Origin of the sequence: Pseudidiomarina tainanensis (genome assembly GCF_004214835.1) — a bacterium.
Lineage (GTDB): Bacteria > Pseudomonadota > Gammaproteobacteria > Enterobacterales > Alteromonadaceae > Pseudidiomarina > Pseudidiomarina tainanensis.
In genome coordinates this window covers 170,336-183,635 of the sequence record NZ_PIQJ01000002.1, presented here as the reverse complement: position 1 = coordinate 183,635, position 13,300 = coordinate 170,336, and the positions used below count along the sequence as shown (strand labels likewise).

The window sequence follows — 13,300 nt, the reverse complement described above, 5'->3', positions numbered from 1 at the left end:
GTGCAAAAGCGAAATAAGGCATCACCATGTGCGGAAGACTCAACGTTGTTAACGACCCACTCTGTCAACTCGTCACCGAGCAACTCGGTTTCAAGTTCGATACGCCGAGCAACACGGATTTACGGCCCACACAACAAGTCGCAACGGTCACCACCACCGCCAATCACAATGGGCTACACCAGTTGAACACGTTGTGGGGCATACAGCCGAATTGGGCGAACCGCATTATCATTAATGCGCAAGCTGAAACCGTGGCCACCAAGCCGACCTTTAAAATGGCATTTAAACAGCACCGGTGCGTGGTGCCTTGCAGTGGTTGGTATGAATGGCAACATCAGGAAGGGCAGCCACGCAAAACCAAATACCTGTTTGCCGAGGCGAATCAACAACCGCTCTACATGGCGGCTATTTATTTCCCGCATCGTGAACAGCAAGCTCATCTCGTCACGCTCACCACCGCGCCGACGGAACAATGCGCGCCATATCACAGTCGTATGCCGCTGCTCATTCGTCCGAGTGAAGTTGGCTTTTGGCTCAACAGCGATGCCGACGTACTCACGCCGTTACTTGAAGCCCCGCAAGATATCCCGCTGGTGATTACATCGTAGAATGGCCTAAATTTGCACAATGAGCCGAATAGAACTGTTATTCGGCTCATTATGTGAGCCGATTATGGTGGTATTGAGAATGAAATATCGCTCTACCAATCCTGCAACTGCTGAATTTGCTTGATCCGATCACGTTGCACCATAACGGCCTCAAATACATCATCAAAATTCGTATTGCCCAATGTCATGTCGGGTAATGCGAAATTTGCCTGGGTAAAAAATTCTCGTTCATGTTCCTGCCAAGCTTGTCGCCACCACTCAAGAATGTATTCCCGTGAATGCATAAAGCGTTGGCGAGTTGGCAATTTATCTGACTTCGCCGAGTTAATCGTGGTTTTCGTTGGTAATAAATTCCATAAATCGTTGTTGGGCCACCGCGCAAATGGAAATGCGTGATCAACGGCATAGGCGGTTTTATTTAGTTTGCGGCCACTCCAACAACAATCCACGTGCGCTAATGCTGAAACTCGATTGCGCACACGGGTGGTTGTACGTTCAGGGTTTTCCCAGCGTAAAGCTTGCAAATAATCAGCTTGGCTGTAGGCATTCGGGTGCTCACGGTTGTAATTCGCCATGAGATTAACCCACTCGTTCACTAGTGCGGGTTCAATCCACACGCTGAAATCTGTCAGCACATTCCAAATATTCATTGGTACATAAAATGTGCCCATTGATTTCAAAAACTCATGATCAATGATCAAGCTGTTCTTTGGTGGGCTGGTTCGAGCTAAATCGACATCAAATACTTCATCTTTCGTGCCGGGTAACGTGATGTATTTTGCCGGCATATTTTTAATGGTGGTAGCGATGTCTTTTAGCGTGCGATACAAACTACGCGCTTCTTGGTGGTCAAAAACGCACCGGCCAATATAAAAATCGTTGGCGTTGTAATTTGTCAGCGTTTCCCAACCCGTGGCCTTCACAAATCCGAGGTTGCCATTGCTACCTTGCTTCATCGCAAACGTATCAAGTAGCGGCTTGTAGAGCTTTAACCAATACAGAGCAATCAGCCCCATCGGCAATGCCACATGTGTTTTTGAGCGCTCAATAACCGCTCCTGGGTGGCCGTCGGCAATGCGTAATAGCGAACGTAACAGGGCGACTTTGTAGGTGGAAGACTTACTATCGTTTATGACGATATTTCGAATGAGTGGGAATGCGCCAGTACCGTCATCGGGCAATGTGAGTAAAACCGTTTCCCACTGCACCTCTTGGCGGCCGAGCTGATCATTTCGGTTATTCAGTAGCTTGAAACTTAAGCCTTGTTGCTGTGCGTATTGCTTCAGTTCATCTGCTGATACGCTATGCATGGTGCGACTATCAGGGCTCTCGCCATGGCGTAACGAGATGACCATTTTGCCGTTCGGTTTGAGTAATGAACTGAGTTTTCGAAAGGCTCGCTGGCGCGAAGACGGTGCAATATGCATCCATACCGCGCTAAGTAAAATGAGGTCAAATTTCGTCGCTTGCCGCTGAACGTGGGTCAGTTCGGGTAAGCTATCGCTAATCCAATGAATCGACGGGTTCGGATGATACTGTTGTGCGCGTTCGCGTATGCCATCGGCGGGTTCCACGGCATACACGGTGAGCCCGCGTTCGGCAAAATAGCGGGCATCACGGCCTGAGCCTGCGCCGACATCTAGCACAAAGCCCTCGGTCGGAATTAAATCGAGCCAATCGCCATGCACTTGCTCAAAAGCAAGGCTGTCATATTGCTTAGCTAGCTGCTCCGCGTTGCGGGTGTAGTAGTAAATCGTATCATCCATTCGTACGCGATTGCTCATCCTGTTGTGCGCATAGACTCACTATAAAGGCTTTTGCGGGAGAATGAAAAGCACGGTGTACTCACACCAATTTTTGTAAGTAATTATCGATCTTGCATGTGCGTTGTATGTCCATAACAACAAACATGTACTCTAAGTCACTTACACTTGGCATCGTCAAATTAGCTTAAGTACAAAAAGTATAGTAATATTTACCACAGTTTTGGAATGGAAACCAAAATGAAAATCTATGTAACGGATGACTTTCAGATGTTTATGAAGAAGGCCAATATTACCGACGAAATTGTTGTTAAATCGGCTGAAGAGGTTGTTCAAGGGTTGCATGACGGAAACCTTGATATGGGGAAATTGTTTAAAAAACGGATTGCCTCCCCCAAACAAAGCAAACGAGATTCGAATCGGAGCGTTGTCGCAGTTCAAGGTGAAGAGAGTATGTTTTTTATTCAAGGCTGGCGTAAGTCGGATATCCCGAAATCAGGAAAAGAAATTCCGAATAAGTTACTCGAAGTCTATAAATTATTTGGCGCGAGTTTAAGAAATGCAACTCCAAAAGAGCTTCAGAGCTCAATTGACGCTGGTGTATTAAGAGAGGTTAAACATGATTGATAAACGTTTAACAAATTTAGCTGAAATGGCAAACCGATTTCACGAATGCGGAGCGGTTGATAAATTAACGATGCGTAAAATTGATGCGTTGGCTATTAGTGCAAAACAAGACGAAATGACGCCCGATAAAATTAAACTGATACGAGAGAAAGAGCATATTAGTCAAGCTGTGCTAGCGGTAGTATTGAACATGAGTAGCGAGAGCGTGCAAAAATGGGAGCAAGGTAAAACGAAACCTCAAGGCGCTGCATTAAGACTTCTGCATGTAATTGATAAAAAAGGTATTCAAGCAATTATTTAAGGAGGTGAGCCATGCAACACACCAATGAATTACAAGTAAAACTTTACGAAGGCTTGGTGCTCTTGTCGTTGCACGACGAGAAAGGCACGTCTGAGGGCTGGTACATTGAATATACGGTGGCTGCGGCAGTGTTGGCTGAGTTGTTATTGGCGAAGCGTATTCAGGTAAACGCCGACAATAAAGATAAAATTGAGGTGCTTGATGCCTCGCCAACGGGCGACCAAGTCATGGACGAAGTGCTGCAAAAAATTGCCACGAAGAAGCGTCCGGATACTCTCAAAAATTGGGTGATGTCCATCGCCAATATTCCCAAACTGAAGCACAAAGTTGCGGAACAGCTGGTCGCCGATGGCATTATCAAAAGCGACGAAAAGAAGGTTCTGTGGATTTTCACCCAGAAAATCTACCCTGAGGTCAACCCAGAGCCAGAGCGCCATTTGCGTCACGAAATGCGCCGGTTGGTGCTGGATAAACCATTAGAAATTGACCCGCGTGTCGCGCTGATGGTGGCGTTGGCGAAAAGCGCCTATCTGATAGAAGATGTCTTCAGCAAAGAAGAGCTAAAAACCCACAAAAAGCGCATTGAGCAAATCGCTAAGGGTGAAGAGCTCGGCGCATTAACGCAAGATGTGATTGATGCGGTACAAGCGGCAGTAATGGTCGCCGTCATGCTTCCAGCAATGCTCGCTGCAACATCCGCATCAACATCAAGCTCCGGTGGTTGTTAACACCTTGCCGCAGAGTTGTAGCGGTTCACCCCAAGCGCTAGCGCGTCAATAGACCGCCCGCCAAGTATGGTGCTAAGCTAAGGTCAATATAACAATAAGGAGACAACCGATGTCTGATTTGAAAATGAAGCACTTAGCTTTAGCGGTGGCGCTGGCGCTGAGTACAGCGGCATGTTCTGATGCGTCAAAATCTGATGCGGCAAACGAAGCGACAGCTCCTGTCGCTGAAACACAAGCGGCAACGACAGCCGTAGCTGCTACTGAAGCTGAAATCAAAGCTGAGTCTGAAAAAGCGAACAAATTGTTTGAAGACATTTTCATGGAAAATGTCATGCGTAGCCCAATGTATCAATCGTACTTGGGTATTAAGCAAGACCAAGATAAATGGGACGACATTTCTGAGCAGGCCTCTGAAGAAGAGCTGGCGCTGCAAAAAGAACACCTCGCAAAAGTAAACGCAATTGACGAGAGCAAGCTTGACGAGCAAACCAAAATCAGTTGGATGCTCATGAAGCAGGGCTTAGAAGAAGATATCGCTGACTACAAATGGCGTCATTACAACTACCCTGTGAATCAAATGTTCGGCATGCACTCGAGTGTCGTGTCGATGCTGATCAACCAGCACCGCATTCAAGAAGTGGATGACGCTGAAGACTATATTGCCCGCTTAAATGGCTTGCCAGCGTTGTTTGAACAGCTTGAAGAGAACCTTCGTTTACGCGCTGAAAAAGGCATTATTGCACCGAAGTTCGTCTATCCGTACGTGATCAGCGACAGCAAAAATATTATTGCTGGCGCGCCATTTGAAGACGGCGAACCAAGCGTATTGCTTGAAGACTTCACTAAGAAAATAGACAACCTCGACATCGAGCAAGGTCAATACGACGGTTTGAAATCAGCGGCAGAAAAAGCTTTGGTGGAATCGGTGAAGCCGGCTTATGAAAGCTTGATTGCCACGGTTGAAGACATTGCCGCACAAGCCGACACCAAAGACGGCGCATGGAAATTCCCAGACGGCGAAGCGTTCTACAACAATGCATTAAAACGCACTACTACGACGGACTTAACCGCTGAAGAAATTCACGAAATTGGTTTAAGCGAAGTTGAGCGTATTCATAACGAAATGCGTGTGATTATGGAAAAAGTTGGGTTTGAAGGCACGTTGCAGGAATTCTTCGTGCACATGCGTAACAACCAAGACTTCATTTATCCAGACACTGAAGAAGGCCGTCAACGTTACTTGGAAGAAGCAACTGCATTGATTGACACCATGCGTGAGTTTTTGGATGAGTTGTTTATCACCAAGCCAAAAGCCGACATGATTGTGAAAGCGGTTGAACCGTTCCGTGAGAAATCGGCCGGTAAGGCGTTCTATCAGCAGCCGTCAATGGATGGTACGCGTCCGGGCGTTTACTACGCGAACTTGTACGACATGGCCTCTATGCCAACCTATCAAATGGAAGCTCTGGCATACCATGAAGGTATTCCTGGCCACCACATGCAAATTGCCATTCAGCAAGAGCTTGAGGGTATTCCGTCGTTCCGTAAATTTGGCCGTTACACCGCTTACAGTGAAGGCTGGGGCTTGTACACTGAGCTGCTGCCAAAAGAATATGGTTTCTACAAAGACCCGTACTCTGACTTTGGTCGTTTAGCGATGGAACTCTGGCGCGCCGTGCGCTTAGTAGTTGATACCGGTATTCATGCGAAGAAATGGACGCGTGAAGAAAGTATCGATTTCTACGTCAACAATACGCCGAACGCTGAAGCTGATGCGCGCAAAATGGTTGAACGCCACATAGTGATGCCAAGCCAAGCAACAGCCTACAAAATCGGTATGTTGAAGATTCTTGAGCTACGTGAGAAAGCTAAAAATGAGCTTGGCGAGCAATTCGATATTCGTGAATTCCACGATGTGATTCTTGCCAACGGTCCATTACCGCTCAACATTCTTGAGCAGTTTGTGGATGACTACATTCGCGAGACTAAAAACGCCAGCTAATACTTTTAAAACGGTATTAGTTCCTAGTCTCGCAACCTAAAATAGCCGCTCAGCTGCATCAAGTTTGGTGCAACTGAGCGGCTTTTTATTTTGTTTTAATGCTAATCTATGGGTTATGAAACTCATGAAAATAACGAAAGCTTGATGAAAATATATGTTGATGCTGACGCCTGTCCGTCGGTCATAAAAGACATTCTCTACCGTGCCGCCGAGCGCAAGCAGCTGGAACTCATTCTGGTGGCGAATCAGCCGTTACGTGTGCCGCCATCGAAATGGATAAAAACCAAGCAGGTGGCGTCAGGTTTTGACGTTGCAGACAATTATATTGCCGAAGTTTGTGAAGCGGGTGATTTGGTGATCACCGCGGATATTCCGTTGGCCGCCGATGTAATCAAAAAGCATGGGCAGGCGCTGAGTCCGCGCGGCGAGTTGTTCACCAAAGAAAATATTGGCAGCCGTTTGAACATGCGTGATTTTATGGATACGTTGCGTAGTAGCGGTGAGCATACTGGCGGGCCACCGCCGTTGCATCAACGCGACCGTATGGCGTTTGCTAATGAGCTCGACAAAATTCTGGCGAGGAGTGCACGATGAAAATCACACCAGGTAAATATCAGCACTATAAAGGCCCGATGTACGAGGTCGTCGATACCGTGCGCCATTCTGAAACTGAAGAATGGATGGTGTTGTACCGACCGCTGTATGGCGACGAACAGGGTTTGTGGGTACGCCCCTACGACATGTTCTTGCAGTCGGTCAGCGTCGATGGCCTCGAAGTACCGCGCTTTAAATACCTTGGCGAAGAATGGGGCGACGAGCAGGAGATATCGGAATAATGTGCCGCCGGTTAATCCGTAACCGGCGTCATTTCCTGCCATAACTGAATCGGGTTGCCTTCAGGACCTGCAAGGCGTGCGAAGCGGCCATTGGGGTAGGTTTCTGGGTCAACTTCAACTTCTATACCGGCCTCGCGCAACTGTGAAACCATGGCATCTAAATCCGCCACGCGAAAATTAAACATAAACTGCTGGTCATCGGCACCGAAATACTTTGTTTTTGCATTAAATACGCCGAATACAGTGCTACCGCCAGCTTGCACCCAAGGCTGCTCTTCGTAGGTGGTTGGTGTTTGTTTTACGCCGAGGTGTTCTTCATACCAAAGCGCCAGAGCTTTTGGATTCTCAGCTTTGAAAAACACACCGCCGAAGCCAAGTACTTTTTCACGTTCAGCTGCGACTGCACCAAAAACCATAAGGCAAACGAAGAAAACCGCTAATTTATCTTTCATTTTCATTCTCTTTATTTAGTTGAATAGATGTCTCTGTATAGCATCGATTATCTTTGAGCTCTAGCTGAAGCAAACGTGAAAGTTTTAAAACGTAGTTAATTGTGGTTTCATGAAGTAACTACAAACGAAACAAGGACGACAGTTCGTGACGATGACAGTTGGTGAATTAATACAAGATCTTGAGCGTTATGGTATTGCATTTCAGGTGCCGCCAGATACCGACGACCGCGTGCTCGTTGGTGTTGCTACGCAAAACTATTTTGATGATGAAGGTAATTTCGGGATTGCAGTTCAAGTGTGTTTAGCCGAAGAGGGGCGAATTGCTTATTTTGTGCAAGCGCCGTTTTTTCTCGAGCAGTTATATTTTAATAAAGCGGGTGATTATCGACCGATTTTTCAAACGCAGTTGCTTGAAATTGCCAACCTCGTCAACAACAAAGTGAAGTTCAGCAGTTTCTCAGTTGACGATGAAGGCGAAGTGTTGTTTGTGTATGCTTTGCCACTTGAAGAAGATAACCAAAAGCTCGGTGCGAAAACGGTCGCGCGCGTTTGTGAAGCGATTGCGGACGCCGCCGATGAATTCTATCGTTTAGTGAAAGAATATGTTGAAGATGATCTCGATGATATTGAGGAACTTTTGGCGAAATTCGACTGATTTTCGCCAAAAATAGCTTAATTTCGCGACAAAGTTTTTATTAAGTGCCAGCCGAATTTGGTTTTTACCGGCCCGTGAACTTCGAGCGTCGGCTTGCCGAATACCACTTTATCGAAAGCCGGCACCATTTGACCGCGGCCAAACTCACCAAGATCGCCGCCTTTTTTGCCCGATGGGCAAAGTGAGTGCTGACGCGCTAGGTCACCAAACTTCTTGCCAGCCGCCAGCTGTTTCTTTAATTCTTCCGCTTCTTCGCGGGTTTTTACCAATATGTGCAAAGCGTGTGCGCGCGCCATGATTCCCTACCTTAATTCATTTGCCAATAGAACATACGTGATTCTTTATTCAACGCGTATACGGTGGTGGCCCGATCACATGCGCGACCTGCTGCGCCATAACAGACGTGCAACGGTAGTAAGTGCTCTTCACGCGGATGGCAAAACCGTGCATGCGGTGCTTCTTGCCAATTTTCGAGCATGTGTTGCCGCTGCTTCTCGTCCATTTCTGGGTCACTACAAACAAGTTCAAGCCATGCTTGAAACGCGGCATTTTGGCTATCTGCTTCAGCATGATTCGGTGCGAAAAATGCGCGCATATTATGAAACGAGAAGCCAGAGCCAAGAATCAATAGATTGTCGTAGTCGAGTGCCTGTAACGCTTGCCCAAGTTTAATATGGGCGTCGGCGTTTAAATGATTCATTAATGACAACTGCACGCATGGAATGTCGGCGTCTGGATACATGAGTTTCAACGGCACAAACAAACCATGATCAAAGCCACGCTGCGCATCACCTTGTGCCTCAATTCCGGCCGCAGTAATTGCTCCCAATACTTGCTCGGCTAACGCTGGTTCACCGGGAGCGGGGTATTCTATCGTGTAGGATTCTGGAGGAAAACCGTAGTAATCGTAAATGAGTTCCGGCTTCGTAGCGGTTGTCACGTGCGGTATGTCCGTTTCCCAATGGGCACTGATGACTAAAATGGCCTTCGGTTTTGGCATTTGTCCGGCAGCTTCACGTAGCTTCGTCACCATATCTTCGTGGCTTTTGTCACCCAGCAACGGCATTGGTCCGCCGCCGTGCGCAATGTATAGTATGTGTTTCATTCACCGCTTCCCATGAAAGTTAAAAGTGATTGGTAATCGGCTCTATCTGCTAGTCGAAGTGCTTTAATATATTCTGAACGACGTTCGTTCATTTTAGTCAACGAGTGTCCACCACTCCAGTCAATTGGTGCATGCTTTAATTTGTATTTTAATAATGCATCTGTGAGGATTCGAGCATGTCTACCATTGCCATTAGCGAATAAATGTATTGCCACTAACCGATGGTGAAATCGTGCTGCAATTTCAAGTGGATCAAAGGTTTCATGCTCAATCCAATATTCCGTGTCATCTATTAATAATCTTAGATTTACAGAAATAGTGATTGGGTCTACTCCTATATTTTTTTCGGAAGTACGAAATACCCCCGCCCATCTCCAAATTTGACCAAATAACGCTTTATGAAGTTGGAGAATAAACTCGATAGCGAGAACATCAGGAGACTTTTGTTTACTCAGCCAATTTAAACCTTCTATGATATTTGCTTGCTCAAGCTGATCGAGTTCTCCCCTTGTCGTGACGTGTTTAAACTTAAGTCCATTTAGCTCATCTGGATCAAGTGGAGTTGCTCCATCAGGATAATCCATTCGTTCTATTCCTTAATCGCGCCAAAAGGTTGGTGGCATTTTTTGAACAAGATCGTTCGCAATTCGTTCAATCTCGAATTCAGTTTGTTCATTATTCAGCGATTGAGCCTCTAGCGCCATATGAATAGCAGCAGCCTCGACTTGTTGTTTGGCTTTTTTTAAAGCTTGCTGTCGAATAATGCTATCTACAGAATCATTAGGAATAACGGCGTATACAAATTTACAATTCATTGCCTCAGCTATATTCTGAATTGTTTTGAGAGTTAAACTTCCACTTAATTCATCTTTTTCAGCTTTTGGAATCCGAGCTTTCGTAACACCAAGCCGGTTGGCTAAAGCTGCCCCCGACATCCGCAAAGCTTTGCGTACAGTCTTTAACCATCCTTCCGGAGGAATTTCTGGAAAGTCGGCAAGCGTCTTAGCTGATTGATTGATTTTGTCTCTGTACTGTTGAGAAACGATAGTTTTGATACTCATTGAATACCTATATGTAGTTATTTATCTTATTAAAGTATATCCAAATGTATTCATAAATCAACAAAGAGGTTACTTATATGTGTTCATGAATAATCTTGGTTGTGATTTCTTGTTGAATGTTAATTGTGAACTAAACTTCTAGGGCTTTGAGAGTAGTCTTCTACAACGAACGATAGGATAGAGTTATGCGATTGACGTCCATGCTTTCGATTATAGCCGCGAGTGTGTTGCTGGTTGCTTGCAGTAAGCCGGAGCCTGAGCCGGCTGCGCCTGCTTCCGACGCCGAAGCCACACAACAAGTAGCGGCAACGCCGGCGGTGCCAACCTATAGCGCTGAGACATTTTTTAACACCGAGACCATCTTTGGTTCGTCGATTAACCACGATGGCACGGCGGTGCTGGTGACAAGCGATAAAAGCGGCATCTTTAATGTATACAGTTACCCGTTAGATGGTAGCGAACCAACGCAACTGACCAACTCCACCACCGATGCCATGATGGGCGTGAGCTGGTTTCCGCAAGACGGGCGTATGCTGTATACCGCGGACCAAGGCGGTAATGAGCTCAACCATGTGTATGTGCGTTTAGAAGATGGCAGCACACAAGATTTAACGCCGGGCGAGAATTTAAAAGCCATGTTCGGTGGCTGGCACGAAGACGACATGCATTTTTATGTGATGACCAACGAGCGAGATAATCGTTACTTCGATGTGTATCAATACAGCGCCGAAGATTACAGCCGTGAAATGGTATTTGAAAATAATACGGGCTTTAATGTCGATGCGATTAGCCCCAACGGGCGTTATTTGGCGTTAAGCCGAACCAATTCGAACGCCGATTCGGATTTATTCTTGGTGGATTTAGAGGCGGAAAATGTTGAGCCTAAGCTGATTACCCCAACAGATGGCAATATTCAGCATAATGCCTACACGTTCACGCACGATAGCAACCTACTTATTTATGGTACCGACGGTCACGGCGAGTTTTATCAAGCTTGGGCGTACGATATCGCCTCAGAGGAGCACAGCGAGCACTTCGCCGCCGATTGGGATGTATCGTTCCTGTATTTCTCTGACTCTGGCAAGTACCAAGTGGTTGGTGTGAATGCGGATGCGCGCACCGAACTCAGTATTATCGATACGACGACGGGTCAAGAAGTGATGTTGCCTGAGCATCCGCCGGGTGATTTGCGCGGCGTGAATTTTTCTGACGACGAACAAACATTAGTATTCTATGTCAATTCTGATGTGTCTCCGTCCAATCTGATGTTCTGGCAGGTTGGTAGCGAGAATGTGGTTCAGTTGACCAATACGCTGGCTGAAGGGATGCAGCCGGAACATCTTGTCCAAAGCACGGTGGAACGTTTTGAAAGCTTTGACGAGCTGACGGTTCCGGGGTTGCTGTATAAACCACATCAAGCCAGTGCCGAGAATCGAGTACCAGCGGTTATCTTTATTCACGGTGGGCCTGGTGGGCAAACGCGCCAAGGCTATAGCGCGATGGTGCAACACCTTGTGAATCATGGTTATGCCATGTTCGGTGTGAATAATCGTGGTTCTTCTGGTTATGGTAAAACCTTCTTCCATCTCGATGACCAGCGCCATGGTGAAGACGATTTGCAAGATATTGTTTACGCCAAGAAATACTTGCAGACTCTTGATTGGGTGGACCCGCAACGTATCGCCGTTATGGGCGGCAGTTACGGTGGTTATTTAACGATGGCGGCACTGGCGTTCACCAATGAATTTGATGCGGGTATTAACATTTTCGGTGTCACCAACTGGGTGCGTACACTTGAAAGTATCCCACCATGGTGGGAAAGCTTCCGTCAGTCGTTATATGACGAGCTGGGTGACCCAGCCACTGATGGTGAGCGCCTGCGCCGCATTTCGCCGTTGTTCCATGCGGATAACATTAAAGTGCCGGTATTAGTGGTGCAGGGTGCAAACGACCCGCGCGTACTGCAGGTGGAAAGCGATGAAATGGTGGCAGCGATTCGCGCTAACAAAGTGCCCGTTGAGTATGTTTTATTCGATGACGAAGGCCACGGATTTAGCGTGAAAGCAAACCGTATAGAGGCGCAGGAAGCTTATTTGAACTTCCTAAATACCTATTTAGTTGAGTAGTAAGGTGTTCATGATGCCGCGCTAGCTATGCGTTTAGCGGGCGCGGCATTTTTTTAATTTAAGAGCGTATTGATCAAGGTCGATTCAAATTCACGTTTGGCGGTGATGGCATAGAATTTCTCGACCACTCCTTCCAGCGTGCAGTATTTTTTCAAAACTCCGGCTCGAAGCTCGTCCTGCACGACAACCTCGGGAACCACGGTCACGCCTTGAATACTTCGCGACATAACCCGCAACATAGCCATATCGTCAACTTCGGCATAGGGTGTAATTTGTAGATTGTTCTCTTCACAATACATGTCGAATTGGGTGCGAATATCACTACTCACGCCCGGTACCAACACCGGCACTTTGTCTAAATCTCGCGGGAATTCTTTACCCTTTAATGCGTCCGTGTTGGGTCCAATCAGGCTGACGCTCTGTTGGGCGACGCACTGACAGCGAATCGGCAAATGGAAATCAGAGGCAACCGCTCGGTTAGAGAGAATTAAATCGAGTTTGTGCATACTAAGTTGTTCAAGCAACTGCTCAAGGCTCGCTGAAAGTAACGTCAGCTGGATGTTTGGATTACCCAGAATAGGCCTTAGGAAGTTTTCTTGGAAGTTACGAGAAAGCGTGGCGACTGCGCCCACCCGAAAGGTTTGGACAACGTGAGTATCACCACGCTCGACCATCGACATCATTTCTTGGCTTAAATTAAAAATCCGCTCGGCATAGTTGAGCACCACATGTCCGAATTCAGTAAGTTTAAGGCTGCGGCCTTCACGCACAAATAGATCTTGGCCAAGGCGCTCTTCCAATTGCTTAATTTGCGAGGAGAGGGCCGATTGCGATACATGCAACTGCTGTGCGGCGCGAGTTAAGTGGCCTTCTTTGGCGACCGTCCAAAAATAAAAAAGGTGATGAAAGTTCAATTCACGCATGGTCGGAGCACCTCAGTGGCCGTTGATTGGTACATTGAATAGTACTACGTTCTATAAAACAGAACGATTATATATTTTATATCTATTTTACTGAAGGTATGCTTTTTGGCAAC

The 13,300-nt window shown here is 46.7% G+C and carries 16 protein-coding genes; 9 read left to right on the top strand and 7 right to left on the bottom strand.

The window, feature by feature from the left end; genetic code table 11:
* Positions 1-26: 26 nt before the first annotated feature.
* On the top strand, positions 27-608 hold the full coding sequence (locus CWI82_RS09430; RefSeq protein WP_130203345.1) for an SOS response-associated peptidase: 582 nt from the start codon (positions 27-29) through the stop codon (positions 606-608).
* A gap of 92 nt (positions 609-700) precedes the next feature.
* Here CWI82_RS09430 and CWI82_RS09425 read toward each other — a convergent pair whose 3' ends face one another.
* Entirely contained in the window at positions 701-2,374 is a 1,674-nt protein-coding gene (locus CWI82_RS09425) for a class I SAM-dependent methyltransferase (protein ID WP_130203449.1), read from the bottom strand.
* Positions 2,375-2,611: 237 nt separating this feature from the next.
* Between CWI82_RS09425 and CWI82_RS09420 the strand changes: the two genes are divergently transcribed.
* From CWI82_RS09420 to CWI82_RS09395, 6 genes are all read left to right on the top strand, one after another.
* Positions 2,612-2,998, top strand: a complete 387-nt coding sequence (locus tag CWI82_RS09420) for a type II toxin-antitoxin system RelE/ParE family toxin (protein WP_165383915.1) — start codon at positions 2,612-2,614, stop codon at positions 2,996-2,998.
* Complete coding sequence (locus CWI82_RS09415; RefSeq protein ID WP_130203343.1) at positions 2,991-3,299, top strand: helix-turn-helix domain-containing protein; 309 nt, start codon at positions 2,991-2,993, stop codon at positions 3,297-3,299. The genes CWI82_RS09420 and CWI82_RS09415 overlap by 8 nt, the downstream gene beginning before the upstream one ends.
* Before the next feature lie 11 nt (positions 3,300-3,310).
* The gene (locus CWI82_RS09410; protein WP_130203342.1) at positions 3,311-4,027 is read left to right on the top strand and encodes a GOLPH3/VPS74 family protein; all 717 of its coding nucleotides are present in this window, start codon (positions 3,311-3,313) and stop codon (positions 4,025-4,027) included.
* Between the two features lie 109 nt (positions 4,028-4,136).
* Positions 4,137-6,029, top strand: a complete 1,893-nt coding sequence (locus CWI82_RS09405; RefSeq protein ID WP_130203341.1) for a DUF885 domain-containing protein — start codon at positions 4,137-4,139, stop codon at positions 6,027-6,029.
* Between the two features lie 144 nt (positions 6,030-6,173).
* A complete protein-coding gene (locus CWI82_RS09400) occupies positions 6,174-6,623 on the top strand; it encodes a YaiI/YqxD family protein (protein ID WP_130203340.1) in 450 nt (149 codons plus the stop codon).
* Complete coding sequence (locus tag CWI82_RS09395) at positions 6,620-6,865, top strand: DUF1653 domain-containing protein (protein WP_092857261.1); 246 nt, start codon at positions 6,620-6,622, stop codon at positions 6,863-6,865. The genes CWI82_RS09400 and CWI82_RS09395 overlap by 4 nt, the downstream gene beginning before the upstream one ends.
* An 11-nt stretch (positions 6,866-6,876) precedes the next feature.
* On the opposite strand, the gene CWI82_RS09390 is transcribed toward CWI82_RS09395, so the two are convergent.
* Positions 6,877-7,317: a VOC family protein gene (locus CWI82_RS09390; RefSeq protein WP_233340241.1), complete on the bottom strand. Its 441-nt coding sequence runs from the start codon at positions 7,315-7,317 to the stop codon at positions 6,877-6,879.
* Positions 7,318-7,468: 151 nt separating this feature from the next.
* Here CWI82_RS09390 and CWI82_RS09385 point away from each other — a divergent pair, with 151 nt between their 5' ends.
* Complete coding sequence (locus CWI82_RS09385) at positions 7,469-7,972, top strand: YbjN domain-containing protein (RefSeq protein WP_233340249.1); 504 nt, start codon at positions 7,469-7,471, stop codon at positions 7,970-7,972.
* A gap of 17 nt (positions 7,973-7,989) precedes the next feature.
* Here CWI82_RS09385 and CWI82_RS09380 read toward each other — a convergent pair whose 3' ends face one another.
* From CWI82_RS09380 to CWI82_RS09365, 4 genes are read right to left on the bottom strand one after another with little or no spacing between them, the layout of a single operon-like run.
* The gene (locus CWI82_RS09380) at positions 7,990-8,268 is read right to left on the bottom strand and encodes a peptidylprolyl isomerase (RefSeq protein WP_092857255.1); all 279 of its coding nucleotides are present in this window, start codon (positions 8,266-8,268) and stop codon (positions 7,990-7,992) included.
* Positions 8,269-8,279: 11 nt separating this feature from the next.
* Positions 8,280-9,077 carry a DODA-type extradiol aromatic ring-opening family dioxygenase gene (locus tag CWI82_RS09375; RefSeq protein ID WP_130203338.1) on the bottom strand — a complete coding sequence of 266 codons (798 nt, stop codon included), beginning with the start codon at positions 9,075-9,077 and terminating at the stop codon, positions 8,280-8,282.
* Positions 9,074-9,661, bottom strand: a complete 588-nt coding sequence (locus CWI82_RS09370; RefSeq protein WP_130203337.1) for a mobile mystery protein B — start codon at positions 9,659-9,661, stop codon at positions 9,074-9,076. Before CWI82_RS09370 ends, CWI82_RS09375 begins: the two co-directional genes overlap by 4 nt.
* 12 nt (positions 9,662-9,673) lie before the next feature.
* Positions 9,674-10,138, bottom strand: coding sequence for a mobile mystery protein A (locus tag CWI82_RS09365; RefSeq protein WP_130203336.1), 465 nt, complete (start codon positions 10,136-10,138; stop codon positions 9,674-9,676).
* 185 nt (positions 10,139-10,323) lie between these two features.
* On the opposite strand from CWI82_RS09365, the gene CWI82_RS09360 reads away from it, so the two are divergent.
* On the top strand, positions 10,324-12,264 hold the full coding sequence (locus tag CWI82_RS09360; RefSeq protein ID WP_130203335.1) for an alpha/beta fold hydrolase: 1,941 nt from the start codon (positions 10,324-10,326) through the stop codon (positions 12,262-12,264).
* Positions 12,265-12,317: 53 nt separating this feature from the next.
* On the opposite strand, the gene CWI82_RS09355 is transcribed toward CWI82_RS09360, so the two are convergent.
* Positions 12,318-13,187 (bottom strand): LysR family transcriptional regulator, encoded by an 870-nt coding sequence (locus CWI82_RS09355; RefSeq protein ID WP_092857245.1) that lies wholly within the window; start codon positions 13,185-13,187, stop codon positions 12,318-12,320.
* Positions 13,188-13,300 lie beyond the last annotated feature (113 nt).